22 protein-coding genes are annotated in these 25666 nt (G+C 70.8%); 15 read left to right on the top strand and 7 right to left on the bottom strand.

The annotated features are described in order from the left end of the window. Together ACWDGI_RS35660 and ACWDGI_RS35655 are read left to right on the top strand one after the other, a co-directional pair. On the top strand, positions 1-645 hold the full coding sequence (locus ACWDGI_RS35660; RefSeq protein ID WP_450766279.1) for an amino acid ABC transporter permease: 645 nt from the start codon (positions 1-3) through the stop codon (positions 643-645). Beyond that, entirely contained in the window at positions 642-1490 is an 849-nt protein-coding gene (locus ACWDGI_RS35655; RefSeq protein ID WP_450766277.1) for an amino acid ABC transporter permease, read from the top strand. The genes ACWDGI_RS35660 and ACWDGI_RS35655 overlap by 4 nt, the downstream gene beginning before the upstream one ends. A gap of 43 nt (positions 1491-1533) precedes the next feature. Here ACWDGI_RS35655 and ACWDGI_RS35650 read toward each other — a convergent pair whose 3' ends face one another. Both ACWDGI_RS35650 and ACWDGI_RS35645 read right to left on the bottom strand, forming a co-directional pair. Then, complete coding sequence (locus ACWDGI_RS35650) at positions 1534-3147, bottom strand: alpha/beta fold hydrolase (protein WP_450766275.1); 1614 nt, start codon at positions 3145-3147, stop codon at positions 1534-1536. A 116-nt stretch (positions 3148-3263) separates the two neighbouring features. Then, positions 3264-4028: a hypothetical protein gene (locus ACWDGI_RS35645; RefSeq protein ID WP_450766273.1), complete on the bottom strand. Its 765-nt coding sequence runs from the start codon at positions 4026-4028 to the stop codon at positions 3264-3266. 143 nt (positions 4029-4171) lie between these two features. Here ACWDGI_RS35645 and ggt point away from each other — a divergent pair, with 143 nt between their 5' ends. Then, a complete protein-coding gene (ggt, locus tag ACWDGI_RS35640) occupies positions 4172-5965 on the top strand; it encodes a gamma-glutamyltransferase (protein ID WP_450766271.1) in 1794 nt (597 codons plus the stop codon). Positions 5966-6026: 61 nt separating this feature from the next. On the opposite strand, the gene ACWDGI_RS35635 is transcribed toward ggt, so the two are convergent. Then, complete coding sequence (locus ACWDGI_RS35635) at positions 6027-8558, bottom strand: ATP-dependent Clp protease ATP-binding subunit (protein ID WP_450766269.1); 2532 nt, start codon at positions 8556-8558, stop codon at positions 6027-6029. Between the two features lie 206 nt (positions 8559-8764). After that, complete coding sequence (map, locus tag ACWDGI_RS35630) at positions 8765-9544, bottom strand: type I methionyl aminopeptidase (RefSeq protein ID WP_450766267.1); 780 nt, start codon at positions 9542-9544, stop codon at positions 8765-8767. A gap of 57 nt (positions 9545-9601) precedes the next feature. On the opposite strand from map, the gene ACWDGI_RS35625 reads away from it, so the two are divergent. From ACWDGI_RS35625 to ACWDGI_RS35585, 9 genes are all read left to right on the top strand, one after another. Next, positions 9602-9853: a helix-turn-helix domain-containing protein gene (locus tag ACWDGI_RS35625; protein WP_450766265.1), complete on the top strand. Its 252-nt coding sequence runs from the start codon at positions 9602-9604 to the stop codon at positions 9851-9853. Positions 9854-9979: 126 nt separating this feature from the next. Continuing rightward, entirely contained in the window at positions 9980-11443 is a 1464-nt protein-coding gene (locus tag ACWDGI_RS35620) for a hypothetical protein (RefSeq protein WP_450766263.1), read from the top strand. A gap of 137 nt (positions 11444-11580) precedes the next feature. Further along, on the top strand, positions 11581-12423 hold the full coding sequence (locus tag ACWDGI_RS35615; protein WP_450766261.1) for a nitrilase-related carbon-nitrogen hydrolase: 843 nt from the start codon (positions 11581-11583) through the stop codon (positions 12421-12423). Beyond that, a complete protein-coding gene (locus ACWDGI_RS35610; protein ID WP_450766259.1) occupies positions 12420-13703 on the top strand; it encodes an aspartate aminotransferase family protein in 1284 nt (427 codons plus the stop codon). The genes ACWDGI_RS35615 and ACWDGI_RS35610 overlap by 4 nt, the downstream gene beginning before the upstream one ends. A gap of 174 nt (positions 13704-13877) precedes the next feature. Further along, positions 13878-15458, top strand: coding sequence for a PucR family transcriptional regulator (locus ACWDGI_RS35605; protein WP_450766257.1), 1581 nt, complete (start codon positions 13878-13880; stop codon positions 15456-15458). Positions 15459-15613: 155 nt separating this feature from the next. Continuing rightward, positions 15614-16456: a nitrilase-related carbon-nitrogen hydrolase gene (locus ACWDGI_RS35600; RefSeq protein ID WP_450766255.1), complete on the top strand. Its 843-nt coding sequence runs from the start codon at positions 15614-15616 to the stop codon at positions 16454-16456. 34 nt (positions 16457-16490) lie between these two features. Next, the gene (hydA, locus tag ACWDGI_RS35595) at positions 16491-17933 is read left to right on the top strand and encodes a dihydropyrimidinase (RefSeq protein WP_450766253.1); all 1443 of its coding nucleotides are present in this window, start codon (positions 16491-16493) and stop codon (positions 17931-17933) included. A gap of 11 nt (positions 17934-17944) precedes the next feature. Next, positions 17945-18964 carry a TIGR03842 family LLM class F420-dependent oxidoreductase gene (locus ACWDGI_RS35590; RefSeq protein WP_450766251.1) on the top strand — a complete coding sequence of 340 codons (1020 nt, stop codon included), beginning with the start codon at positions 17945-17947 and terminating at the stop codon, positions 18962-18964. A gap of 136 nt (positions 18965-19100) precedes the next feature. Next, a complete protein-coding gene (locus ACWDGI_RS35585; protein WP_450766249.1) occupies positions 19101-20627 on the top strand; it encodes an NCS1 family nucleobase:cation symporter-1 in 1527 nt (508 codons plus the stop codon). A 22-nt stretch (positions 20628-20649) separates the two neighbouring features. Here ACWDGI_RS35585 and ACWDGI_RS35580 read toward each other — a convergent pair whose 3' ends face one another. Next, entirely contained in the window at positions 20650-21330 is a 681-nt protein-coding gene (locus tag ACWDGI_RS35580) for a hypothetical protein (protein WP_450766247.1), read from the bottom strand. A gap of 237 nt (positions 21331-21567) precedes the next feature. Continuing rightward, the gene (locus ACWDGI_RS35575; protein WP_450766245.1) at positions 21568-21846 is read right to left on the bottom strand and encodes a GlsB/YeaQ/YmgE family stress response membrane protein; all 279 of its coding nucleotides are present in this window, start codon (positions 21844-21846) and stop codon (positions 21568-21570) included. A gap of 235 nt (positions 21847-22081) precedes the next feature. On the opposite strand from ACWDGI_RS35575, the gene ACWDGI_RS35570 reads away from it, so the two are divergent. Next, positions 22082-22444 carry an ArsR/SmtB family transcription factor gene (locus ACWDGI_RS35570; protein ID WP_450766243.1) on the top strand — a complete coding sequence of 121 codons (363 nt, stop codon included), beginning with the start codon at positions 22082-22084 and terminating at the stop codon, positions 22442-22444. Positions 22445-22680: 236 nt separating this feature from the next. Beyond that, positions 22681-24384: an LCP family protein gene (locus ACWDGI_RS35565; RefSeq protein WP_450766241.1), complete on the top strand. Its 1704-nt coding sequence runs from the start codon at positions 22681-22683 to the stop codon at positions 24382-24384. A gap of 154 nt (positions 24385-24538) precedes the next feature. On the opposite strand, the gene ACWDGI_RS35560 is transcribed toward ACWDGI_RS35565, so the two are convergent. Then, entirely contained in the window at positions 24539-25225 is a 687-nt protein-coding gene (locus ACWDGI_RS35560; protein WP_450766239.1) for an RES family NAD+ phosphorylase, read from the bottom strand. 163 nt (positions 25226-25388) lie between these two features. On the opposite strand from ACWDGI_RS35560, the gene ACWDGI_RS35555 reads away from it, so the two are divergent. Beyond that, a complete protein-coding gene (locus ACWDGI_RS35555) occupies positions 25389-25625 on the top strand; it encodes a hypothetical protein (protein ID WP_450766237.1) in 237 nt (78 codons plus the stop codon). The last annotated feature ends 41 nt before the right edge of the window (positions 25626-25666 follow it).

Raw genomic sequence — 25666 nt, 5'->3', positions numbered from 1 at the left:
ATGAACGTACTGACCGACAACTTCCGCACGTATGCCGAGGGTTTCCTCGGCACCGTCGAACTGACCGTCTACGCTTCGGTCCTCGCCCTGGTCCTGGGCTTCCTGATGGCGGCCTTCCGGGTCGCCCCCGTGGCCTCGCTGCGGTTCCTCGGCACGGCCTGGGTCACCGTGCTGCGCAACACCCCGCTCACCCTGCTGTTCTTCGCGGTGCTGCTCGGCCTGCCCCGGTTCGGACTCGTACTGCCCTTCCAGGCGTTCGCGGTCCTCGCGCTCGGCTGCTACACCTCGGCGTTCATCTGCGAGGCGCTGCGCGCCGGCATCAACACCGTGCCCAGGGGACAGGGCGAGGCCGCCCGCAGCCTCGGCATGACCTTCGGGCAGACCCTCGGCCTGGTGATCCTGCCCCAGGCGTTCCGGTCGGTCATCCCGCCGGTCGGCTCCACCCTCATCGCGCTCGCCAAGAACTCCGCGATCGCGGGCGCGTTCAGCGTCACCGAACTCCTCGGCACCTACCGGACCTTGAGCGAGCTCGGCCACGACATCGTCTGGACGTTCGTCTGGATCGCCGTAGGCTACCTCGTCATCACCCTCGCCATCAGCGCCCTGTTCACCCTGCTGGAGCGGAAGTGGGGGGTCGCCCGATGACCGGGGCCGGCGCGCTCTACGACGTCCCGGGTCCCCTCACCAGAAGACGGCACGCGGTGTACGGCGTCCTGTCGACCCTCGTCGTCCTCGGCCTGCTCGCCTGGATCCTGTATCTCCTCATCGACACCGGACAGTTCACGTACACGAAGTGGATGCCCTTCGCGTACAAGGGGATTCAGGAACTCCTGCTGCGGGGCCTCGGCAACACGCTCGCGGCCTTCGCGACGGCCGCCGTCCTCTCCCTCGCGCTGGGCGGCCTGCTGGCCACCGGACGGCTCTCGGAACACCGGCCGGTGCGCTGGGCGGCCACCGTCGTCGTGGAGTTCTTCCGTGCCATGCCCGTACTGGTGATGATCTTCTTCATCTTCGTGGCGCTGAAGGTCCGGCCGCTGCCCGCCCTGGTCGCCGGACTCACCCTCTACAACGGCTCGGTGCTCGCCGAGGTGTTCCGCTCCGGTGTGAACAGCGTCGAACGCGGCCAGCGGGAGGCCGCGTTCGCGCTCGGCATGCGCAAGACCCAGGTCATGGCGTACGTCCTGGCGCCGCAGGCGGTACGGGCCATGCTGCCCGCCATCATCAGCCAGCTCGTGGTGGCCCTCAAGGACACCTCGCTCGGCTATCTCATCACCTACGAGGAGTTCCTCCATGCCGGGAAACTGATCGCATCCAACCTCGACTACGATTTGCCCTTCATCCCCGTGGTGATGGTGATCTCGCCGATCTACATCGGGATGTGTGTGTTGCTCTCGTGGTTCGCCGGCTGGGTGGCCAGACGGGAGCAGCGCAGTCCCAGGACCGAGGCCGTCGAGGTGGCCCCGGCCGAACCGGGGACGCTGCTGCCGTAGGGGGCGGCAGCCAGGGCCAGGCCCGGCCGGCGGCAGCCGGAGATCACTGCTCGCGCAGCGGAACGGACACGTACGACGGGTCGTCCACCGGCGAGGAGAAGGTCAGCTGCGCGCCGGACGGGTTGTGCTCGATGTAGAGCGGGTCCACCGTGTCGACCACCAGTGCCAGCCGGTGCCCGGCCGGCACGTCGTAGGCCGTGGAGAACAGGTCCAGGTCCACGTCGAACGCCTGGCCGGGGGTGCGGTCGTACCAGGTGTACGGCGCGTTGGTGACCAGCTTGCCGAGGCCGAGCGGGCCCACGTCGTACAGGTAGGCGACGAGGGTGCCGCTCTCCTTGGTCGGGGTGAGGGTGGTGTGCAGCCGGGCCGTGCCGCGCACCCGCTGGGCGCTGCCGTACCGCTCGGACTGCCAGACGGCGGCCCAGCGGCGGGGGAGCAGCGGGATCGAGGCGACCGGCGGCAGCTGGGCGATCTGGTCGAGGAGGCCGGAGAGGAGGACCACCCCGCCGTCCGCGCCCGAGTCGACGTTCGCATGGATCGTGGTCGAGCCGGCGAGGGTGATCTTCTTGCGGGTGGCGCCCACCGACTTCCAGTCCGGGTAACCCTCGTAGCCGCCGTCGGTACGGGACTTGAGCTGGACCGGCTGCTCGCGGTCGATGCCGTTGTCCGTGCCCTTGAGGTAGTGGTCGAACCAGCGCTCGGTGTCGGTCCACACGTCGTTCGGCACCCCCAGCAGGCCGGTGAGCTCGGCCGTGGCGTGGTCGCCGGGGCGCAGCTCCAGGCGCTTCGGGCCGGTCAGCTTCCCGTAGAAGTCGGCGTACTGGTTGGCCGGGAAGATGGAATCGCTCCAGGCGTTGGCCATGAGGACGGCCGCGCCGTTCTCGTTGAGCTGGTCGACATAGGTCGCGACGGAACGTTTCGCCCCCCAGGCGATCATGGCCTGTTCCCGGTCCAGGTTCGAGGCGTAGAAGTCGTCGAAGACCTGCCGGACTTCGGGGCTCTCGCGCCCGGTGAGGGTCGCCGAGCCGTCCAGGAGGGCGGCCGCCTCGACGTGCTGGGTACGGCCCGAGTAGATCGAGTCGATCAGATCCGCCCAGCCGCTGAGCGCGCCGACCGCCTTGATCCGCTTGTCGTGCGCGGCGGCCAGCAGGCTGATCCCGGCGCCGTACGAGACCCCCGCGATGCCGATGTGTCCGGGATCGGCGGTGGTGTTGGCCAGGGCCCAGTCGATGACCTTGGACGCGTCCGCCACGTCCGGCGGACCGGCCACTTCTATCTGCCCGCCGGACTGCCAGAACCCGCGCACGTTGTAACTGAGCACGATGTAGCCGGCGTCGGCGAGTTTCTGGGCCTGGGCCAGATACTCGACCTGGGGCAGCGACCAGCTCGTGGGGAGCACGATGAGCGGGTAGCGCCGCGTGCCGTCGGCGCCCGCGGGCGTGACGACGTTCGCCTTCAGGACGGTGCCGCCGTCGCCGGTGATGTCGACGAAGCGGACGGAGGCGGCGGCCTGGGCGGCCGGGGCCACGCCGACGACGCCGACGGCGATCAGGGCCGCGGAGACGGCCCCCGCGGCGGTCGTACGCAGCGTGGCGGTGCGCGGGTCGGCGCGGCGGCCGGTGGCGGTACGGCGGCTGGTGGTGCGACCTCGTCCCATGGGTCACTCCTCACTCGTGTCAGTGCAAAGTGACCAGACGGTAACCGCGACCCTTTACCGTAAGTAACCCGTCGGTAAGTTACGTGCGGGTAAAGATTGTTGAATGGTGCAGCCACTCAGGAGGCGCGGTGCGAGGAACGCGTGGTCTCGGTGGTGGCGGGCGGCAGCGGCGCCTGGGCGGCACGCGTCACGTCCGAGACGAGTTCGACCACGTCAGGGCCGTACGCCTGCGAGTTGACCACCTTGAGGAGCAGCACGAAGGTGTTGTTGCCGTGCTTGCGGGCGAGCCGCTCGTGGTTGCGGGCGAGGTAGCGGGTGGCCGCCTGGTTGGTGATCGCGCGCTGTCCGCAGAAGAGGAACACCGGTCGGGCGTCGGGGCGTTGGCCGGCGGTGAGACGGGCCAGCAGGACGTACTCAGTGATGCCCGGGTCGAGGCGGTAGCGCTCGGTGCCGATCTGGAAGGCGCCGCGGTCCGGGCCCGGTTCCGGGTCGACGTTGACCCGTACGCCCGGCAGCATCGCCGACATGTGCGCCGTCATGCGCCGGTTCGACCCGGGCCCGCCCACGCAGAACTCGGTGCGCTCGCCGAAGCCCTGCTGGACGTTGTCCTGGGTCACCATCTGGAGGTTGGCGCCGCAGTCCTTGATCAGGGCGGCCAGCTCCAGGAGCGCGAACACGTCGAAGCGGTGCACCGCCGGTTCGGAGGTGGCCGGATCGCGATTGACGACCAGCAGCGACTCCGAGTTCTCCGGCAGCCCGAAGAAGGCCTGCTTGCGGCGCAGACCGCGCCGCCACAGCGAGGTCCGGGCCAGCCAGCCGAGCGCCGCGCTGATGCCGGCGGCCACGACGCCAAGGATAATGTTCCGCAGGTCGTCATTCATGGGCGCGCATGGTAGCGGTCACAGGTGGCCGGAACGTACCCGTGTTCGAAGTGTGGCGGTCATATGACAGTGCCCTGAATGTGGCTGTCGGGGCCGGGGCCCCGCCGGTACGCTGCGCGGACGTTCCGGAACTGGAGGTGCGGATGCGTCGCCCTGTCACGCGGAAACTGACCGTTCTGGCGGTCTCGGCCGCCGTGGTGTCGGTGGGGGCGGCAGCGCCTCCCGCCCCCGGCGGTGCGACCGTCGCGAAATCGCCGGTGGCCGTCGGCTACGGCGGTGCGGTCTCCAGCGTCGACGCGGACGCCACCGCCGCCGGTATCGAGGTGCTCCGCAAGGGCGGCAACGCGGTCGACGCGGCCGTCGCGACCGCCGCCGCGCTCGGGGTCACCGAGCCCTACTCCGCCGGCGTCGGCGGAGGCGGCTACTTCGTCTACTACAACGCCAAGTCCCGTACGGTGCACACGATCGACGGCCGGGAGACCGCGCCGCTGACCGCCGACTCCAACCTCTTCGTGGAGAACGGCAAGCCGCTCGCCTTCGCGGACGCCGTGAGCAGCGGGCTCAGCGTCGGCACGCCCGGGACGCCGGCCACCTGGCAGACCGCGCTGGACCGGTGGGGGAGCGAACGGCTGGGCACGGTGCTGAAACCGGCCGAGCGGATCGCCCGCGACGGGTTCGTCGTCGACGACACCTTCCGGTCGCAGACCGCGTCCAACGAGACCCGGTTCCGCTACTTCCCGGACACCGCGAAGCTGTTCCTGCCGGGCGGACAGCTGCCGGTGGTGGGGTCGACCTTCAAGAACCCCGAGCTGGCCCGGACCTACCAGGAGCTGGGGCGGAAGGGGATCGGGGCGATCTACCGGGGGGACCTCGGCAAGGACATCGTGTCGACGGTCGACAACCCGCCGGTGGACCCGGGCTCGGGGTGGAAGGCCCGGCCCGGCAAGCTCTCCACGAAGGATCTGGCGGCGTACCGTGCCAAGGTGCAGGCGCCCACCGAGACGGCGTACCGCGGACTGAAGGTGTACTCGATCGCGCCGTCCTCGTCCGGTGGGACCACCGTCGGGGAAGCCCTCAACATCCTTGAGAACACCGACCTCTCCAAGGCCAGTGAGGTGCAGTACCTGCACCACTTCATCGAGGCGAGCCGGATCTCGTTCGCGGACCGGGGGAGGTGGGTCGGCGACCCCGCGTTCGAGAAGGTGCCGACGAAGGGGCTGCTGTCGCAGCGGTACGCCGACGAGCGGGCCGCGCTGATCCACGACGACTCGGTGCTGACGAGCCCGGTCGCGCCCGGCGACCCGAACCGTCCGGGGTCGACCGGGACGCCGTCGCCGACCACGTACGAGGGCGAGAACACGACGCACCTCACGGTCGCCGACAAGTGGGGGAACGTCGTCTCCTACACGCTGACCATCGAGCAGACCGGCGGCAGCGCGATCACCGTTCCCGGACGGGGGTTCCTGCTCAACAACGAGCTGACCGACTTCTCGTTCACGCCGGCGAACCCCGCGGTGCACGACCCGAACCTGCCGGGGCCGGGGAAGCGGCCGCGGTCCTCCATCTCACCGACGATCGTGCTCGACAAGGCGAACAAGCCCGTGGTGGCGGTCGGTTCCCCCGGCGGGGCGACCATCATCACCACCGTGCTCCAGGTGCTGACCGAGTTCCTGGACCGGCATCTGCCGTTGGTGGACGCCATCGCCGCGCCTCGGGCGTCGCAGCGGAACGCGGCGAAGACCGAGTTGGAACCGGCGCTGTACAACGACCCCGTGGTGAGGGGCAAGTTGGAGGCCATCGGGCAGTCGTTCTCGCTGAATCCGGAGATCGGGGCGGCTACCGGGGTGCAGCGGCTGCCGGGCGGGAAGTGGCTGGCGGCGGCGGAGACGGTGCGGCGGGGCGGAGGATCCGCGCAGGTGGTGGATCCGGCTCCGTAGCGCGCGGACCGCGGGCGCGCGGGGGCTGGTCGCGCAGTTCCCCGCGCCCCTGACGGGGCGCCTATCCCGGCCGGAACTCCAAGGTGCCGTCCCTCACGTCCACCGTCACCTCGCCGCCTTCCGTGACGGTGCCGTCCAGGAGGCGGCGGGACAGCTGGTTGTCGACTTCCCGCTGGATGGTCCGCCGTAGCGGTCGTGCGCCGTACTCCGGCTGGTAGCCATGTTCCGCCAGCCAGTCGACCGCCGCGTCCGTGAAGCGGGCCGTGATGCCCTGGGCGTGCAGCATGCGGCGGGTGTGCTCGAGCAGCAGCTCGGTGATCTGGTGCAGCTGTTCGCCGGTGAGCTGGCGGAAGACCACGATCTCGTCGATGCGGTTCAGGAACTCCGGGCGGAAGTGGTCCCTGAGCGGGCGGAGGACCTGTTCCCGGCGGGCCTCCTGCGTCGCCTCCTCCCCGCTGGGGCCGAAGCCGACACTCGCGCCGCGCCTGGTGATCACGTCCGAGCCCAGGTTGCTCGTCATCACGATGACCGTGTTGGTGAAGTCCACCGTGCGGCCCTGGGAGTCGGTCAGGCGGCCGTCGTCCAGGACCTGGAGCAGGATGTTGAAGACGTCCGGGTGGGCCTTCTCCACCTCGTCGAGGAGGAGAAGCGAGTAGGGGTGGCGGCGGACCACCTCGGTGAGCTGTCCGGCCTCCTCGTGGCCGACATAGCCGGGCGGGGCGCCGACCAGGCGGGAGACGGTGTGGCGCTCCTGGTACTCGCTCATGTCCAGGCGCACCATCCGGTCCTCGCTGCCGAACAGGACCTCGGCGAGGGCACGGGCCAGTTCGGTCTTGCCGACACCGGTCGGGCCGAGGAAGAGGAAGCTGCCGATCGGGCGGTCCGGGCTGGCGAGCCCGGCGCGGGAGCGGAGCACCGCCTCGGAGACGGCCGCGACCGCCTCGTTCTGGCCGATGACCCGTTGGTGCAGATGAGACTCCAGGCCCAGCAGCCGTTCCTTCTCCTCCTGGGTGAGGTTGCTGACCGGGATACCGGTCTGGCGGGACACCACCTCGGCGATCGCCTCGGCCGTCACCTCCAGGTTCATCCCCTCGTCCGCCTGCTCCTCGCCGGAGAGTTCGGTGATGCGTGTCTTCAACTCGCCGACGCGGTCACGGAGCTGGGTCGCGTGTTCGTACTGCTCGTCGGCGACCGCCTGGTCCTTGTCCCGGGTGAGCTGCTCGATCTCGCGTTCCATGGCCCGTACGTCGCTGCCCTTGGCGCGGGAGCCGAGGCGGACCCGGGCACCGGCCTGGTCGATCAGGTCGATCGCCTTGTCCGGGAGCCTGCGGTCGGTGAGGTAGCGGTCGGACAGCTCGACGGCGGCGACCAGGGCCTCGTCGGTGTAGCGGACCTGGTGGTGGGCCTCGTAGCGGTCGCGCAGGGCGCGCAGGATCTCGATGGTGTCCGGGACGGTCGGCTCGGGCACCAGGATCGGCTGGAAACGGCGGGCCAGCGCCGCGTCCTTCTCGATCTTGCGGAACTCCTCAAGCGTGGTCGCGCCCACGATGTGCAGCTCGCCCCGGGCCAGCGCCGGCTTGAGGATGTTGCCCGCGTCCATCGAGCCGCCCTCGCCGCCGCCTCCGGCGCCGACCACGGTGTGCAGTTCGTCGATGAAGACGACCAGCTGGTCGGAGTGGGCGCGGATCTCCTTCACGATGTTGGTCAGGCGCTCCTCGAAGTCACCCCGGAAGCGGGTGCCCGCGACCACGCCGGGCAGGTCGAGGGCGATCACCCGGCGCCCGGAGAGAACGTCCGGCACGTCCTGGTCGGCGATCCGCTGGGCCAGGCCCTCGACGATGGCGGTCTTGCCGACACCGGCGTCGCCGATCAGCACGGGGTTGTTCTTGCCGCGCCGGGAGAGCACCTCGATGGTCTGCTCGATCTCGTCGTCGCGGCCGATGACCGGGTCGATCCGGCCCTCACCGGCCAGCTCGGTGAGATCGCGGCCGTACTTGTCGAGCGTGGGCGTGCCGGTACGGCGGCGGCTGTCCGTGCCCGTGAGGACCCGGTCGGTGTCCGGGACGTCCGCCGGCAGGCCGGCGGCGAACCGGGCCGCGTTCAGGATGTGCCCGGCGGCCGAGTCCGGGTTGGCGGCGAGCGCGCCCAGCACGTGTTCGGGGCCGATGTATCCGGCGCCGCTGGCCCGGGCCAGGTCGTGCGCGTCCAGCAGGGCCCGCTTCACGGCCGGGGTCAGGGACAGCGAGGTCGGCGGGGGCGCCTCGCCGGGCGGGTGCTGGACCGGGCCGGCGCGGCCGTCGATCTCCGTGGCCAGCGAGTCGGGATCCGCGCCGGACCTGCTGAGCAGGGAGCGGGTCGGCTCCGCCGTCAGGGCCGCGCGCAGCAGATGCTCGGTGTCGAGGTCCCGGCTGCCGTGTTCGGCCGCGTACTGGGCGGCGCCCCGGACCAGTTCCCGGGCGGGCTGGCTGAGCAGCCTGCCGATGTCTATCTGACGGGGGCCCTGGCGTTCGCCTCCGCCGCCGAAGAAGCGGGCGAGGAACTCTCCGAAAGGATCCTGTCCGAAGTCGCTCGGTCCGGGGTAGCCGCTGCTCATGAGCGTTCGTTCCGTTCCGGCGTCCCGGCGCCTGGCGGGACGCCCTCGCTGGTCGACGTGCCGGTCCACGCGGGTGCCCCGTGCAGCGCCCGGTCACACCACCTTCGCACGCCTGCCCGAGGGGGGCATGTCCAGCACCGCGGGGGCGGCCGAGGGGGCCGGTACGGTCGCCGTTGTGCGGAGGAAACCCGCAGGTACGGCCTGTGTCAGCGCTTCGGATTCCGTTCCGTGAGGATGCGCGGCCCCGCCTCCGTGATCGCCACCGTGTGCTCCACGTGCGCCGCGCGGGAGCCGTCGTTCGTGCGCAGGGTCCAGCCGTCGGGAGCCTCGTGGTAGCCGTCCCGGCCGCTGCCGATCAGCATGGGCTCGATCGCCAGGGCCATGCCGTGCCGGAGCGGGAGACCGCGGCCGGGACGGCCCTCGTTGGGCACCTCCGGGTCCTCGTGCATACGGCGGCCCACGCCGTGCCCGCCGAAGCCCTGCGGGATGCCGTAGCCGGCCTCGCGGCAGACGGTGCCGACGGCGTGCGCGATGTCGCCGATGCGGTTGCCGACGACCGCCGCCGCGATGCCCGCCGCCAGGGCCCGCTCGGCCGTCTCGACGAGCCGTACGTCCGCCGGACGCGGCCTGCCGACCGTGAAGCTGATCGCCGAGTCGCCGACCCAGCCGTCGAGCTCGGCGCCGCAGTCGATCGAGACCAGGTCGCCGTCGCGCAGCCGGTAGGAGGTCGGGATGCCGTGCACGATCGCGTCGTTGACGGAGGCGCAGATGACGGCGGGGAACGGGGTGGCCGCGAAGGAGGGCCGGTAGCCGAGGAAGGGGGAGGAGGCCCCGGCCGCCCGCAGCACCCCCCGCGCCACCTCGTCCAGCTCGAGGAGGGAGACGCCGACGGCGGCGGCCTCCCGGACGGCCGTCAGGGCCTGCCCGAGGACCTGGCCGGCCCCGTACATCGCGTCGATCGATACGTCTGTCTTCAGTTCCACCATGCCAATTACTATACCGGCTTTCTAGACCGGCTTAGAATGACGGCTTAGACTGTGGGCATGGTACGCACCCCCCTCACTCCGGAAGAGCGTGAACGCGGCGAGCGGCTCGGGCAGATGCTGCGCGAGGCGCGCGGCGGCCGGAGCATGACCGAGGTCGCGGCCGAGGCCGGTATCTCCGCCGAGACGCTCCGCAAGATCGAGACCGGCCGGGCGCCGACGCCCGCCTTCTTCACCGTCGCCGCGCTGGCCCGTGCGCTCGGCCTGTCGATGGACGAACTGGTGACCCGCTGCGCCCTGGCCCCGGTGTGAGGCGCGTCGGTCAAGATCCCGTAACGAGGGCTCTGCGCGCCCGCTGAAAACTCCCCGTAGCAGCCCCGTAACACAACTGGTGTTGCCTACGAAGCCGGAGTGTTCCGGTCGGGCGGGAGTGCGGCGATGACTGTGGATCAGCTCCCGGGCCAGGTGCGGGAGTTCGCGAACTACCTCAACGGCCTGCTGGCGCGCCTGGACCAGGGGAGCGGCTGGTGCGCGGTGTTCTGGCAGCGCGACCCCGACGGTATGCAGGCCTGCCTCGGCGGCCGTGAGGTCCCGCCCTGGGACGTCGTGGAGGCGCTCGTCCAGGACTTCGCGACCGCCTACGGTCCCGAGGCCGCCGCCCGCGCGGCCGAGCAGGGCCGGCACCTGCACGCCGGCGCCCTCGCCGCGTACGACGCCCGGCCCGGGGTCCGGGAGGAGCTGAGCGACCGCCTCGACGTCATGCTCCGCGAACAGCGCTACGCCGCCGAACGGCTGGCCCAGCTCGGCCGCGCGTACAGCTCCGCGCACTCCCGCGAGGAGGCCGAGTCCCTCGACATCGACCTCGCCTGGGCCCGAGACGACCACGAACGGGCCTCCGCCCGGTGTGCCGAACTCCGGGCCCGTATGGGGCGGTTGGCGCGCCAGGCCGAACCGGGGCCGCCGTCGACCGGCCCGGCCGCCGAACCGACCGCGACCGCGCAAGCGTCCACGGCTGCGCAAGCGTTCACGACCGCGCATGAGTCCGCGTCCGGTACGACGATGCGCGGCCGTCCCGACGGGGTCACGCCCGACGGCGGCACAGCCCGGCCGTCCTCCGTCCCGCAGGCGCCCGAAGCCCCGGCCCCCGCTCCCGCCCCCGCCGCAGCCCCCGCCAAGCAGCGCAAGCGCCGGCGGGGCAGCGCCCGGTTCGCCGGGCTGGCGGAGGACGAGGCCGTGCCCGCCGCCGTACCGCAGACGCCGGAGGCGGCCGTATCCGCGGATCCCGGTGGCCGTCGCACCCCGCGCGGCGCCCGGTTCGCCGGGGCCGCCGCGGCGCCGGTGCGGCCGGAGCCGGTGGTGGAGCAGGCCGACGAGGAGGCGGGACAGGCCGTGACGGGGGCCGTGGCGCGACTCGAACGGCTGCGGGCCGAGGGCCGCACCGGAGAGGCGCACGCGCTCCTGGCCGAGGCCGCGCAGTGGCCCGCCGCCCGCTTCCCCCTGCTCGCGGACGCCCTCCAGCGGGCCGGGCTCGGCGCGGACTGGGCCACGCTGCTCTGGGAGACGGCCTCGCTGCCGCCCGCCCGGCTGGTGGCCGCCGCCGACACGCTGACCGCCGCGGGCCGGACCGCCGACGGCCGCCAGATCCTCCGCCAGGGCGTGGTCCGCCCCGCCACCGAGATCGGCCAGGCCGTCCTCGCCCTGGACACCGCGGGCCGCCACCGCGAGGTCCGGGCCCTGCTGGACACCTACGTCCAGGTCCGCACCCCGGAAGAGGCGGCGCACAGCGCGGAACCCGACCCGCACCGCCTGGTCCCGCTGCTCCTGCGCTCGGCCCGGACGGTCTCGGACCAGCGCCACTGGGACCTGCTGCACGCCCTGCGGGTGGCAGGCCTCACCTCCTGACGCACGGGCGCACCGGCCCCCGCATCCGCCAGCCAGGTTAGAAACGAGATCGACTCGGCGGCTTAACGACGATGGTCTTGGCAAGGACTCCGAGGAGGCTTACTTTCGACCCTCTACGGGCGTAGAAGGAGCAGCTCATGGCCAACGTCGTACGCGCCGCTCTGGTCCAGGCCACCTGGACCGGCGACACCGAGTCCATGGTGGCGAAACACGAGGTGCACGCCCGCGAGGCGGCCCGCCGGGGTGCGAAGATCATCGGATTTCAGGAAGTCTTCAACGCCCCCTACTTCTGCCAGGTCCAGGAACCCGAGCACTACCGCTGGGCCGAGCCGGTCCCGGACGGCCCCACGGTCCGTCGTATGCAGGAGCTGGCCCGTGAGACCGGCATGGTCGTCGTCGTCCCGGTGTTCGAGGTCGAGCAGTCCGGGTTCTACTACAACACCGCCGTGGTGATCGACGCCGACGGCAGCGTCCTCGGCAAGTACCGCAAGCATCACATCCCGCAGGTCAAGGGCTTCTGGGAGAAGTACTACTTCAAGCCCGGGAACGTCGGCTGGCCGGTCTTCGACACCGCCGTCGGCAAGGTCGGCGTGTACATCTGCTACGACCGCCACTTCCCGGAGGGCTGGCGGCAACTCGGTCTCAACGGCGCCCAGTTGGTCTACAACCCGTCGGCCACCTCGCGCGGCCTGTCGGCCTACCTCTGGCAGCTGGAGCAACCGGCGGCCGCCGTCGCCAACGAGTACTTCATCGCCGCCATCAACCGGGTGGGGCAGGAGGAGTACGGAGACAACGACTTCTACGGCACGAGCTATTTCGTCGATCCGCGTGGGCAGTTCGTGGGGGAGGTGGCGAGCGACAAGAGCGAGGAACTCGTCGTCCGTGACCTCGACTTCGACCTGATCGAAGAAGTACGGCAGCAGTGGGCCTTCTACCGCGACCGCCGTCCCGACGCCTACGAAGGGCTGGTACAGCCGTGAACGACCTCTTCGCCCGCCACCGCCAGGTCCTTCCCGACTGGCTGGCCCTCTACTACGACGAGCCGCTGGAGATCACCCACGGGGAGGGCCGGCACGTCTGGGACGCGGGCGGCAACCGCTACCTCGACTTCTTCGGCGGCATCCTCACCACGATGACCGCGCACGCCCTCCCCGAGGTGACGAAGGCGGTGAGCGAGCAGGCAGGACGGATCATCCACTCCTCCACGCTCTACCTCAACCGTCCGATGGTCGAACTGGCCGAGCGTGTCGCGCACTTGAGCGGCATCCCGGACGCCCGGGTGTTCTTCACCACCTCCGGTACCGAGGCCAACGACACCGCCCTGCTGCTCGCGACGACCTACCGCCGGACCAACACGATCCTGGCGATGCGCAACAGCTACCACGGCCGCTCCTTCAGCGCCGTCGGCATCACCGGCAACAAGGGCTGGTCCCCGACCTCCCTCTCACCGCTCCAGACGCTGTACGTCCACGGCGGCGTGCGCACCCGCGGCCCGTACGCCGAGCTGAACGACCGGGACTTCATCGCGGCCTGCGTCGACGACCTGCGCGACCTCCTCGGCCACACCCGCCCGCCGGCCGCGCTGATCGCCGAGCCCATCCAGGGGGTCGGCGGCTTCACCTCCCCGCCCGACGGGCTGTACGCGGCCTTCCGCAAGGTCCTCCAGGAGCAGGGCATCCTCTGGATCGCCGACGAGGTACAGACCGGCTGGGGCCGCACCGGCGAGCACTTCTGGGGCTGGCAGGCACACGGCCAGAGCGGCCCGCCGGACATCGTCACCTTCGCCAAGGGCATCGGCAACGGCATGTCCATCGGCGGCGTGATCGCCCGCTCCGAGATCATGAACTGCCTGGACTCCAACAGCATCTCGACGTTCGGCGGCACCCAGATCACCATGGCGGCGGGCCTCGCCAACCTGGCGTACCTCCTGGACCACGACCTCCAGGGCAACGCCCGCCGGGTGGGCGGCCTGCTGATCGAACGCCTGCGCGCCGTCGCCGCCCAGCTGCCCGGCGTGCGGGAGGTCCGGGGCCGCGGCCTGATGATCGGCGTCGAACTGGTCAAGCCCGGTACGGACGAGGCCGACCCCAAGTCCGCCTCCGCCGTCCTGGAGGCGGCCCGTGAAGGCGGCCTCCTGATCGGCAAGGGCGGCGGCCACAACACCAGCGCCCTGCGCATCGCGCCGCCGTTGTCCTTGACGGTGGCGGAGGCGGAGGAGGGCGCGGCGATTCTCGAACAGGCGCTGAGGAGTGCCTACTAGGCGACCCACCGTGTGTCGACTGCGGCGCCGTCGTGGCTGGTCGCGCAGTTCCCCGCGCCCCTCAAGGGGCGCTGGTGCAGCCCCCTGCTTTTAGGGGCGCGGGGAACTGCGCGACCAGCCCCCACCGGCCGGCAGCCGACACACGCACCGAACCCGACCAAGGGACCACGCAAGATGACCGCCACTTGGGATCCCCCGCACACCACAGACCCCATACTGTCGGTCCGTCAGATCCTCGCCCTGGAACGGGTCCTCGCCGGCGACCCCGAGGTGGTCGCCGGTTCCGCCCACCTCGACCGCCCCGTCCGCTGGGTGCACGTGGCCGAGGCGCCCGACGTCGGCGTCATGCTCACCGGCGGCGAGATGGTCCTCACCACCGGCGTCCTGCTGGCGGACGACGCGCACAAACAGGCCGAGTACATCCAGTCCCTGCACCGGGCCGAGGCCGCCGCGGTCGTCCTCGGCCTCGGCCGCGCCTTCCCGTCCCCGCCCGACGCCATGCGCCGCGCGGCGGACCGCTGCGGCCTCCCCCTGGTGGTCCTGCACCGCCCCTTCCCCTTCGCCGAGCTGACGGAGGAGGTCCAGTCCCGTCTGGTACGGCGGAAGTTCGCCGCCGTCAGCCTCTCCGAGTCGGTCCGTACCGCCCTCACCGGCCTCATCACCGCCGGTGCCCCCCTGCAACGCCTCCTCGACGAGGTCGCCGTGCACAGCGCCTGCCCGGTCGTCGTCACCAACCTCGCGCACCGGGTGCTGGCCACCGCGGGGGAGCGGTCGGCCGTGGACGACGTGCTGCGCGACTGGGAGCGCATCGCCCGGCAGGCCGGCGGCGGTGAGGGCGACGGCTGGATCCGCGCCGAACTCGCCGGCCGCGGCGAGCGCTGGGGCCAGATCATGCTCTGCGGCTACCGCGGTGACACCGCCACCGGGCGGCTGCTCGCCGACCGCGGCGCCGAGGCCCTCGTCCTGCACCGCATGCTCGGCGGCGGCTCCGCCCACAGCTGGGAGGAGCAGTCCGCGCAGAGCCTGCTGACCGACCTGGTCTCCGGGGTCGTACCGGCCCGGCAGTTGCTGCCCAGGGCCCGGGCGGCCGGACTGCCGGTCAACCGGCGGACGTTCGTCCCCGTCGTCGTCACGGACGCCGAACCGGCCCAACTGGAACGGATCCTGCGCCTGTTGGGGCTGCCCGGACTCGTCGCCGAGCTCACCGAACGTGTCACCGCCGTCCTGCTCAGCCTCGCCCGCGACCAGGACGCCGACGCCCTCGCCACGCACTTCGCCGTCCGGCTGCACGGCGAGGCGGCCGAGCCGCAGGCGGTGGTCGCCGCCGCCGGTCCCCGTACCTCCTGGGACGACGTGCCCGCCGGTCTGCGCGAGGCGCAGCACGTGGCCGACGCCGTCGCCGACTCCTCGGACGCCCTCGACCTGCCACCCGTCGTACGGCTCAAGGACGTACACCTGCGGGGCCTGATCCGGCTGCTCCGCGACGACCCGCACGTCCAGTCCTTCGCCGAGCGCGAGCTGGACGGGCTGCTGTGCGGAAAAGGCGTCGACCAGGACCTCCTCGGCGTCCTGCGGACGTACCTCGCCACCGGGCGCAACAAGTCCCGCACCGCCCAGCTGCACCACGTCTCGCGGCCCGCCCTGTACCGCCGCCTGGAGGCGATACAGACCCGGCTCGGCGTCGACCTCGACGACTTCGAACAGGCGGCCTCCGTGCACATCGCACTCCTCGCACATGACGCGCAACAGCGGTGAAACATGCGACGACCTGGGAAAACGGCGGTGAAACATGAGCCGACGACCGCGTGACACGGTGACACGCGGAGCGCCCGCAGACGTGACACCGTGCCACTCAAAGCCCGCTTCCGGACTTTCTAGGCTCCTCGCACACCGAGCGACCGGAGGTCCCGATGAGCCGAGTGATTCGTGCCGCCCTGTTCCAGACCGCCTGGACCGGCGACAAGGAGTCGATGATCCAGGTCCACGAGCAGGCGGTCCGCGACGCGGCCGCGCAGGGCGCCCAGGTCCTGTGCTTCCAGGAACTGTTCTACGGACCCTACTTCTGCCAGGTCCAGGACAAGGCGTTCTACGAGTACGCCGAGCAGGTACCGGACGGCCCGGTCGTCCAGCGTTTCCAGTCCCTCGCGCGGGAGTTGGGCATCGTCCTGATCCTGCCGGTGTACGAGGAGGAGCAGCCCGGCGTCCTCTACAACACCGCGGCCGTGATCGACGCGGACGGCTCGTACCTCGGCAAGTACCGCAAACACCACATCCCCCAGGTCCCCGGCTTCTGGGAGAAGTTCTACTTCCGTCCGGGCAACGCGGGCTGGCCGGTCTTCGAGACCGCGGTCGGGAAGATCGGCGTCTACATCTGCTACGACCGGCACTTCCCGGAGGGCTGGCGGGCGTTGGGCCTCGGCGGTGCCGAGATCGTCTTCAACCCGTCGGCCACCTCGCGTGGACTCTCCCGCTACCTCTGGCAGTTGGAGCAGCCGGCGGCGGCCGTGGCCAACGAGTACTTCGTCGGCGCGATCAACCGGGTCGGCGTGGAGGACCTGGGGGACAACGACTTCTACGGGACCTCGTACTTCGTGGACCCGGAGGGCCAGTTCGCCGGCGAGGTGGCCTCGGACAAGGAGACCGAACTCGTCGTCCGCGACCTGGACCTGGCCAAGCTGCGCGAGGTCCGCGACCGCTGGCAGTTCTTCCGGGACCGCCGCCCCGACGCGTACGGCCCGATCACCGCACCGTAACCGCACCAGAGTCGAGCAGGGCAGGAGAGGGAGAATGAGCAGCCGTACCGTCATCCGGGGCGGACTCGTCATCACCGCGTCCGACGAGATCCACGCCGACGTCCTGATCGAGGACGGCCGCATCGCCGCCCTCGCCGCCTCCGGAACCCCCGCCGCCGAGGCCTTCACCGCCGAGCGAAGCGAGATGGGGGCACCCCCGCCCGAAGGGTGGGGGAGGACCATCGACGCGACCGGCAAGTACGTCATCCCGGGCGGTGTCGACGCCCACACCCACATGGAGCTGCCGTTCGGCGGCACCTTCGCCTCCGACACCTTCGAGACCGGCACCCGGGCCGCCGCCTGGGGCGGTACGACGACGATCGTCGACTTCGCGGTACAGAGCGTCGGCCACAGCCTGCGCGAGGGCCTGGACGCCTGGCACGCCAAGGCCGAGGGCAACTGCGCGATCGACTACGGCTTCCACATGATCGTCTCCGATGTGAACCAGGAGACGCTCAAGGAGATGGACCTGCTGGTCGAGGAGGGGGTGACCTCCTTCAAGCAGTTCATGGCCTACCCCGGCGTCTTCTACTCCGACGACGGCCAGATCCTGCGCGCCATGCAGCGCTCCGCCGAGAACGGCGGCCTGATCATGATGCACGCCGAGAACGGCATCGCCATCGACGTGCTGGTGGAGCAGGCGCTGGCCCGTGGCGAGACCGACCCCCGCTACCACGGCGAGGTGCGCAAGGCGCTGCTCGAAGCCGAGGCCACACACCGCGCCATCAGGCTCGCCCAGGTGGCCGGCGCGCCCCTGTACGTCGTGCACGTCTCGGCGATGGAGGCGGTGGCCGAGCTGGCGCGGGCACGCGACGAGGGGCTGCCCGTCTTCGGCGAGACCTGCCCGCAGTACCTGTTCCTGTCGACCGACAACCTCGCCGAGCCCGACTTCGAGGGCTCGAAGTACGTGTGCTCGACCCCGCTCAGGCCCAAGGAGCACCAGGCCAAGCTCTGGCAGGGCCTGCGGACCAATGACCTCCAGGTGGTCTCCACCGACCACTGCCCCTTCTGCTTCGTGGGCCAGAAGGAACTGGGCCGCGGGGACTTCTCGAAGATCCCCAACGGCCTGCCCGGCGTCGAGAACCGCATGGACCTGCTCCACCAGGCCGTCGTCGACGGGCACATCTCGCGCCGTCGCTGGATCGAGATCGCCTGCGCCGCCCCGGCCCGGATGTTCGGGATGTACCCGAAGAAGGGCACCATCACCCCGGGTGCCGATGCCGACGTCGTCATCTACGACCCGCACGCCGAGCAGATCGTCTCCGCCGAGACCCACCACATGAACGTCGACTACTCGGCGTACGAGGGCAAGCGGCTCACCGGCCGGGTCGAGACGGTCCTCTCGCGCGGCGAACTCGTCATCACCGAGCGGGAGTACACCGGACACGCCGGACACGGCGTCTACACTCCGCGCTCCACCTGTCAGTACCTCAACTAGGAGTGGCGCCCATGGACTTCGGACTCGTCCTGCAGACCGACCCGCCGGCCTCCCGTGTCATCAGCCTGATGAAGCGGGCCGAACGCAACGGGTTCTCGTACGGCTGGACCTTCGACTCCGCCGTGCTGTGGCAGGAACCGTTCGTGATCTACAGCCAGATCCTCGCCAACACGACGAAGCTGACCGTCGGGCCGATGGTCACCAACCCGGGCACCCGCACCTGGGAGGTCACCGCCTCCACCTTCGCCACCCTCAACGACATGTTCGGCAACCGCACGGTCTGCGGCATCGGCCGCGGCGACTCCGCGATGCGGGTGGCCGGGCGCAAGCCCAACACCCTCGCCCGGATCAGCGAGGCCATGAAGGTCATCCGGGCACTGGGCCGGGGCGAGGAAGCCGACCTGGGCGGCACGGTGATCCGGTTCCCGTGGATCAGGCCCGGTGCCGAACTCCCCGTCTGGATGGCCGCGTACGGCCCGAAGGCGCTCAAGATGACAGGCGAGGAGGCCGACGGCTTCATCCTCCAGCTCTCCGACCTCTACCTCACCGAGTACATGGTGAAGGCGGTGAAGGACGCGGCGGTGGCCGCCGGACGTGACCCCTCCGAGGTCAGGATCTGCGTCGCCGCCCCGGCGTACGTCACCGAGGACGACTCGCCCGAAGCTCTGGCGCACGCCCGTGACCAGTGCCGCTGGTTCGGCGGCATGGTCGGCAACCACGTGGCCGACCTCGTCGCCAAGTACGGCGAGCACTCCGCCGCCGTACCCGACGAACTCACCGACTACATCAAGTCCCGCCAGGCCTACGACTACGCGCACCACGGGCGCAGCGGCAACCCCGACACCGAGTTCGTGCCCGACGAGATCGTCGACCGGTTCTGCGTCATCGGACCGGTGGAGAAGCACATCGAGAAGCTGAACGCACTGCGCGAGCTGGGCGTCGACCAGTTCGCCGTCTACGACATGCACGACGCGCAGGAAGCCACCATCGACGCATACGGGAGCAAGGTCATCCCGACCGTCAACGGCTGACCCGCACCCACCGGTTGATCTCCCCCTTCCCGCCGTCCCGGGAAGGGGGTCCCCCTCGCACCCCCCGCTCACCTCCCCCCTCGGCGCCACCCGCACGGCCTTTCTCCCGTCCCGTCTCCTCCCGATTGGCCTGCCCATGACCGACACCGCTCCCACAGCCATACCGCCGTCCGGCCAAGTCACCGCCTCCGACGGGCGCGTCGAGCTCGCCCCGGGCTCCCCGCCGCCGACCGGTCCCTACGCCAACGAGGACCTGCTGCCGGTCCCCGTCGAAAAGCGCACGTGGACCACGTACAACTTCTCCGCGCTCTGGGTCGGCATGGCCCACAACACGGCGTCCTGGACCCTGGCCTCCGGGCTGATCGCGGTCGGCATGGACTGGAAACAGGCCGTGTTCACCATCGCCCTGGCCAACCTGATCGTCCTGGTCCCGATGCTGCTCACCGGGCACGCCGGGCCGAAGTACGGCATCCCCTTCCCGGTCTTCGCCCGCGCCAGCTTCGGCGTACGCGGCGCCAACCTCCCCGCCGTCGTACGGGCGCTGGTGGCCTGCGGCTGGTTCGGCATCCAGACCTGGATCGGCGGCGAGGCCATCTACTTCCTCGCCGGCAAGCTCATCGGCGACAGCTGGGCGAACGCCTCGCACGTCGGCGGTTACGCCTGGACCATGTGGCTGTCGTTCGCGATCTTCTGGGCGCTCCAGGTCGCCATCATCTACCGGGGCATGGAGACCATCCGCCGCTTCGAGAACTGGGCCGCGCCCTTCGTGATCGTCGGCGCGATCGTGATGCTGGTCTGGATGAGCAACAAGGCCGGCGGTCTCGGCCCGCTCTTCGACCAGCCCTCCAAGCTCGGCTGGGGCGGGGACTTCTGGAAGCTGTTCTGGCCCTCGCTGATGGGCATGATCGGTTTCTGGTCCACCCTGAGCCTGAACATCCCCGACTTCACCCGGTACGGCAAGAGCCAGAAGGCGCAGACCTGGGGCCAGGCCCTCGGCCTGCCGACCACGATGACCCTGTTCGCGTTCCTGTCGGTCCTGGTGACCTCCGGTTCCCAGGCCGTGTACGGCGCGCCGATCTGGGACCCGGTCCAGCTGGCCGCCAAGACGGACAACGTGGTCGGGCTGCTCTACGCCCTGGTCACCGTCCTCGTCGCGACCCTGTCCGTGAACATCGCGGCCAACCTGGTGTCGCCGTCGTTCGACTTCTCCAACATCGCGCCCCGGAAGATCAGTTTCCGCACCGGCGCCCTGATCACCTGCGTGCTCGGTGTGGTGATCTTCCCGTGGAAGCTGTACTCCGACCCGCAGGGCTACATCTTCACCTGGCTCGGCCTGGTCGGCGGTCTGCTCGGCACGGTCGCCGGCATCCTCATCGCCGACTACTGGCTGCTGCGCCGCACCCGCCTCGACCTGACCGACCTGTACCGTACGGGCGGCCGGTACTGGTACGACGGCGGTTGGAACTGGCGGGCGGTCGTGGCCTTCCTCGTCGGCGGTGTCCTCGCCGTCGGCGGCGCCAGCTTCAAGCCGCTGTTCGACGGCCGCCCGATCCCGGCGCTGTCCTCGCTCGCCGACTACGGCTGGGCGGTCGGACTCGGCACGTCCCTGGTGCTGTACGTGGGACTGACCCTGCTGACGAGGCGCACCCCCGAAGAAGCATGAGCGCGAAGGGCGGCCGGAGCGGTTACCGGCTGCCCTTCAGCGCGGTCACCGCGCTCTTCGCCGCCTTGATGGCGCCCTTGTTGATCTCGTCCGTGGACGGCGCCTTCTTGTTCTCGAAGTCGCTGCCGTTGTAGGTGATGACCACCAGCGCGTTCGAGACCTGGGCCATCACCACGCCCTCACGGGTCTGCTGCTTGTCCTCGGTGCTGAGGTTCACCACCGAGTAGCCGCTGTCACCGAGCCCCGGCACCGCCCCGCCGCCGCTCTTCTCCGCGACCCGGTCCTTGTACTCCTTCGCCGCCGCCGCGTCCGTGTCCATGATCTCGAAGGAGACGTCGAGCCAGCGGTAGTCGTACCCCTTGAGCGCGTTCCAGGAGCAGGTGCGGCGCAGCTTGGTGTCCGTGGAGGGGATCTCCTTGCCGGCCGTCTTCGCGCCCGGCACCAGCGACTTGATGGTGGCCACCGGGATGCTGCCGCAGGGCGCGGGAGCGCCGGCGTAGGTCTTGACGGCCCCCGTCGACGCCGTGGACGACGACGGGGCGTCGCTCGCCGACTGGCCGGCCGTCTGCTGGGTCGAGGTGTCACCGGAGGCGGTGGCGGACGTCTTGTCCGGACCCGACGCCATCGCCCAGCCCGCACAGGCGAGCACGGCGACCGGCGTCAGGCGCGCGGTGAGGGCGAGTGGCAGTGGTAGAGAACGCAAGTCGCACTTCTCGTGGGGGACGGTGTGCCGAGGTGTCCACACTGCGGACGGGACGCCAGTGTCACACGACTCACTGTGGGGTGGAAGTGGAATCGGCGCCTTGCCTGCGCCGCAGGCACTCACGCCCTGTTGACGAGGCCCGCGGGCCCGTCCCCGTACATCCGGAATGTCGTGTGGCCACGGTCCCCGTACTTCCGGAATGTCGTGACTGGGCCCGGCTCTGGAAGGTGACCGGAGTCACCGCCGCGCGCGGTCGCGCGAGTTGCCGAACAGCAGCCGGTAGGCGATGAGGAGGACCAGGGAGCCGGCTATCGCGGCGCCCCAGGTGTAGAGGTCGAAGAACTGCTTCTCCACCGGGCGGTCGAGGAAGCGGGCCGAGAGCCAGCCGCCGACGAAGGCGCCCGCGATGCCGATCAGGGTGGTGCCGATCAGGCCACCCGGGTCACGGCCGGGCAGCAGGATCTTGGCGATGGCTCCGGCGAGGAGGCCGAGGATGACCCAGCTGACGATGCCCACGTTGGTTGTCCTCCCGGTACGGGGTGGCGCCTTGCTCAGTTGCCTTGTTGCGCAAGCTTATGAACGGCAGTGGCCCGCGGCGGCGCCTGACGCCGAGCCGTCGATGATCTGTCACCCGCTCATGACAATGCGGAGAACACGTGCAGGACATTCCGGGGAGGCCGTACGGAGGCCGGTGACCGCCCGCCTACACTGAGTGCACTTCTGTGCGACGACTGTGAGGAGGGAGCGGGCTGTGGCGGAGGACATCGGTGGAGCCGCGGACCCCTCCGGCAGGGTGCTGGCGGAGGCGGCCGCGGTGTTCGGGCTGCTCGCCTCACCGGCCCGGCTGCACCTCATGTGGGCGCTGTCCCAGGGCGAGAGTGACGTGACATGCCTCGCCGACCGGGTCGGCGGCGCCCTGCCCGCGGTCAGCCAGCACCTGGCCAAGCTCAGGCTGGCCGGCCTGGTGCGCTCCCGCCGGGAGGGGCGTCGGCAGATCTACTATGTGGACGATCCGGACATCGTGACCGTGGTGCGGGTGACCGTCGGACAGCTGACCGTGCGCTCGTACCAAGTTCCGGCACCGGTGCGCCGATTGCGCGAAGCGGGGGTCTGAGAGCGCCGGCGCGGATCCGACGGCACCGGCGCCCCCGGGGTTCCACGGGGATGCACGGGCGTTTCCATGAGATCACTCACCTGTGAAATCGGTAGGGATCTGTGCTGCTCGGGCCGTGGGTTTGTTAGATTGCGCAATCACGCAACCCAAGTGGGCCCACCTCGCGCCTGCCCGTACACCGCCGCGTACGGGACGACCTCACTGTCGCGGGCCCAACCCGTTCATGGGAGTGGAAGATGACCGACCCGTGGGACGGCCCGGGGGGGCAGGCCACGCGGAGCCGCACCGACCGGGTGCCCGGACAGCGCGGTGCCCTGCCCGACGGGGCGCGCCCGACCGGTGGCCGGGCCGCGGCCCGGCAGGCGGCCAGATCCCGTGGCGGCAGAGGGGCCCGACGGGCCAGGCCGACGGGCCGCGGCAGGCGGGCGCTGAAGGTGGTCGGCCTGGTCACCGCCGTCCTGGTCCTGGTCACGGCCGGCGCGGGTTGGTGGTTCTACCAGCACCTGAACGGCAACATCAACAGCGTCTCCCTCGACGGCAAGGGCGGCACCGAGAAGGCCGACGCGTTCGGCCGGACCCCGATCAACATCCTGGTGATCGGCTCGGACGGCCGGACCAGCTCCGAGGACTGCAAGCTCGGCGGCGGCTGCAAGACGACCGGGGTGCAGACCGGCAACGGCAACGCGGACGTGGAGATGGTCGTCCACATATCCGCGGACCGCTCCAACGCAACCGTCATGAGCATCCCCCGCGACACCATGGTCAACGTGCCTGCCTGCAAGGACAGCGCGAGCGGCCAGTCCACGTCCGGCTACTACGGCCAGGTCAACAGCGCCCTCGAGTACGGGCCCGCCTGCCAGGTCGACACCATCCACCAGCTCACCGGCATCACCATCGACCACTTCGTCAAGCTGGACTTCTCGGGCGTGGTCAAGATGTCCGACGCGGTCGGCGGCGTCTCCGTCTGCGTCAGCTCCAACGTGTACGACACCTACTCGCACCTCAAGCTGTCCAAGGGCCCCCACACCCTCAAGGGCGAGGCCGCACTGGAGTTCGTCCGCTCCCGGCACGGCTTCGGCGACGGCAGCGACCTCGGCCGTACCGTCTCCCAGCACATCTTCCTCAGCGCGATGATGCGCAACTTCAAGAGCGCGGGCACGCTCACCGACCCCACCGCGGTCTACAAGCTCGCCGATGCCGCCACCAAGGCGCTCACCGTGGACGACGGCCTCGGCACCGTCAAGAAGCTGATATCGCTCGCGGCCGACGTGAACAAGGTCCCCACCAAGCGGATGACCTTCACCACCATGCAGACCGCCCCGGACCCGAACAACAACAACCGCGTGGTGGTCGGCGACGGTGCCAAGGACCTGTTCGCCACCATGGCCAACGACCAGTCGCTGACCACCAGTTCCGGCAAGAAGTCGTCGGCCGCCGAGGCCACCGCGAAGCCGAAGGCCACCACCGCGACCGTACCCGCCGCCCAGATCGCCGTGACCGTCGAGAACGGCACCGACGTCACGGGCCGCGCCTCCGCGATCGCGACCTCGCTGATCTCGCAGGGCTTCAGCAGCGGTACGAGCACGGCCAACGCGCCGAGCTCGGCGACCACGACCACCGTGACCTACGGGAGCGGCGACAAGGCCGAGGCACAGACCGTCGCCAAGGCGCTGGACGTACCCAGCTCGCACGTCAAGCAGGGCACCGGCACCGGCGTGACCCTGGTCATCGGCAGCGACTGGACGACCGGCTCCAGCTACCCGGCCAGCTCCGGCGACACCAAGGCCGCCGTCTCCAACGCCAACGCCTCGACCGCCGACGACTCCAAGACCTGCGCCAAGGTCAGCCCCTACAAGACGGTGAGCCTCAACGGGGTCCCGATGACACCGGCCCAGGCGTACGCGGCGGCGGGGAACAAGCCCGACTCGGACGCCGACTAGCGGGCGGCCGGGGTCTGTGATCGACCAGGTCGCGTGCCCCGGCCTCCCCCTCGGCCCCGGCGGCAGGCCGCCGCGCCGGCCGCTTCGGGGCGGCGCCGGAGGGTCACCGGATGTCCGTGACGCCCCTCGGGCGTGATACCGCGGAGGTGCGGAGTCACGGGCGCCTTCGGGGGTGCTCGACACGAATGCGCAGCGCGGCGAGGAGACTGTTCACGTAGTCGCGGCCGGCCGGCGTGTTCAGCTCCAGCGGGGCCTCGGACGACGGCTTGAGCAGGGCGGGGCCGTTCTCCCGCTCGTACAGGGCGCACACCTCGCCGGAGAGCAGCCCCGAGTCCTGGCGCGAGGGCCAGCGCAGCCCCACCGCCCAGTCGGCCTGGCCCCGGATCCACGAGCCCCAGCGACGGGTGCGCGGATACGCCGGGGCCTCCGCCTCCACGAGCCAGATGTCCTGGCGGACCGCCGCGAGACGGGCGTTGTCCGTGAGGTCGACCAGCGGCAGGTCGACGGCCGCGACGACCTTCGACAGCAGCATGCCCCGCACCCGGGGCTGGGTGATGCGCCGGCGCCCGTTCGGCTGCACACGCAGATCGCGGGCCAGGGTCTCGCACAGAGCGGTCAGCGGCGACAGCCCCGCATACAGGTAGGGGAGCCGCTCGGGGCTCAGCTCGTCCCTGATGTGGCAGAACCGGCCGCCGCCCCAGTGCAGGTCGCCCGGTACGGCCTTGAACTCGGTGGCGGCACGGCGTTCGCTGTGCACCCGCCACAGCTCGGTACCGGCGGGCAGCACATGGCGGTGCGGGGTGACCCGGACGGCCGGGGCGGGGATCATCTGGTCGGGCACGCCCAGTTGTGGCTCCTGGACCCGGACCGCGTGCTCCCCGACGGCATGCCCCGCCCGATCGCGGACCTACTGCACGACGGGGATCCTTCGGCCCTGGACATGTGGGCGGCCTTCGCCTGCCAGGGGCACTGAGCCCAAGGGGCGGGACGGGGTAGGGCACGCGATGGACTCGGCCGTGACGGGCCTGCTGGCGGCGGTGGTCGGCGTGGGCGGCACCCTCGGCTCCGCCTGGCTGACCCAGCGCCGCGGGGACACCCTGCGGCGCGAGGAGTGGGACCGGCTGGAACGTGCCCGGCTGGCCGAACTCGACGCCCAGCGGCAGCAGTCGGGACGTGACGGGCCCGACGTACGAATGACCCCGGCGAACGCCTCCGGGGCGACGGTCTCGACGTACGAATGACCCCGGCGAACGCCTCGGGGGCGACGGTCTCGATGTACGAA

Source organism: Streptomyces sp. NPDC001220, from assembly GCF_053597895.1.
The sequence above is the reverse complement of the archived record's forward strand: the minus strand, read 5'-3'. Positions and strand labels throughout refer to the sequence as shown.

What these genes read in the sequence shown, in the direction of transcription:
- ggt (WP_450766271.1), top strand. Translation starts at nt 4,172, where the DNA reads ATGCGTCGCCCTGTCACGCGGAAACTGACCGTTCTGGCGGTCTCGGCC.
- hydA (WP_450766253.1), top strand. Translation starts at nt 16,491, where the DNA reads ATGAGCAGCCGTACCGTCATCCGGGGCGGACTCGTCATCACCGCGTCC.
- ACWDGI_RS35650 (WP_450766275.1), bottom strand. Translation starts at nt 3,147, where the DNA reads ATGGGACGAGGTCGCACCACCAGCCGCCGTACCGCCACCGGCCGCCGC.
- ACWDGI_RS35590 (WP_450766251.1), top strand. Translation starts at nt 17,945, where the DNA reads ATGGACTTCGGACTCGTCCTGCAGACCGACCCGCCGGCCTCCCGTGTC.
- map (WP_450766267.1), bottom strand. Translation starts at nt 9,544, where the DNA reads ATGGTGGAACTGAAGACAGACGTATCGATCGACGCGATGTACGGGGCC.
- ACWDGI_RS35655 (WP_450766277.1), top strand. Translation starts at nt 642, where the DNA reads ATGACCGGGGCCGGCGCGCTCTACGACGTCCCGGGTCCCCTCACCAGA.
- ACWDGI_RS35660 (WP_450766279.1), top strand. Translation starts at nt 1, where the DNA reads ATGAACGTACTGACCGACAACTTCCGCACGTATGCCGAGGGTTTCCTC.
- ACWDGI_RS35565 (WP_450766241.1), top strand. Translation starts at nt 22,681, where the DNA reads ATGACCGACCCGTGGGACGGCCCGGGGGGGCAGGCCACGCGGAGCCGC.
- ACWDGI_RS35600 (WP_450766255.1), top strand. Translation starts at nt 15,614, where the DNA reads ATGAGCCGAGTGATTCGTGCCGCCCTGTTCCAGACCGCCTGGACCGGC.
- ACWDGI_RS35625 (WP_450766265.1), top strand. Translation starts at nt 9,602, where the DNA reads ATGGTACGCACCCCCCTCACTCCGGAAGAGCGTGAACGCGGCGAGCGG.
- ACWDGI_RS35645 (WP_450766273.1), bottom strand. Translation starts at nt 4,028, where the DNA reads ATGAATGACGACCTGCGGAACATTATCCTTGGCGTCGTGGCCGCCGGC.
- ACWDGI_RS35620 (WP_450766263.1), top strand. Translation starts at nt 9,980, where the DNA reads ATGACTGTGGATCAGCTCCCGGGCCAGGTGCGGGAGTTCGCGAACTAC.
- ACWDGI_RS35555 (WP_450766237.1), top strand. Translation starts at nt 25,389, where the DNA reads ATGGACTCGGCCGTGACGGGCCTGCTGGCGGCGGTGGTCGGCGTGGGC.
- ACWDGI_RS35635 (WP_450766269.1), bottom strand. Translation starts at nt 8,558, where the DNA reads ATGAGCAGCGGCTACCCCGGACCGAGCGACTTCGGACAGGATCCTTTC.
- ACWDGI_RS35605 (WP_450766257.1), top strand. Translation starts at nt 13,878, where the DNA reads ATGACCGCCACTTGGGATCCCCCGCACACCACAGACCCCATACTGTCG.
- ACWDGI_RS35585 (WP_450766249.1), top strand. Translation starts at nt 19,101, where the DNA reads ATGACCGACACCGCTCCCACAGCCATACCGCCGTCCGGCCAAGTCACC.
- ACWDGI_RS35615 (WP_450766261.1), top strand. Translation starts at nt 11,581, where the DNA reads ATGGCCAACGTCGTACGCGCCGCTCTGGTCCAGGCCACCTGGACCGGC.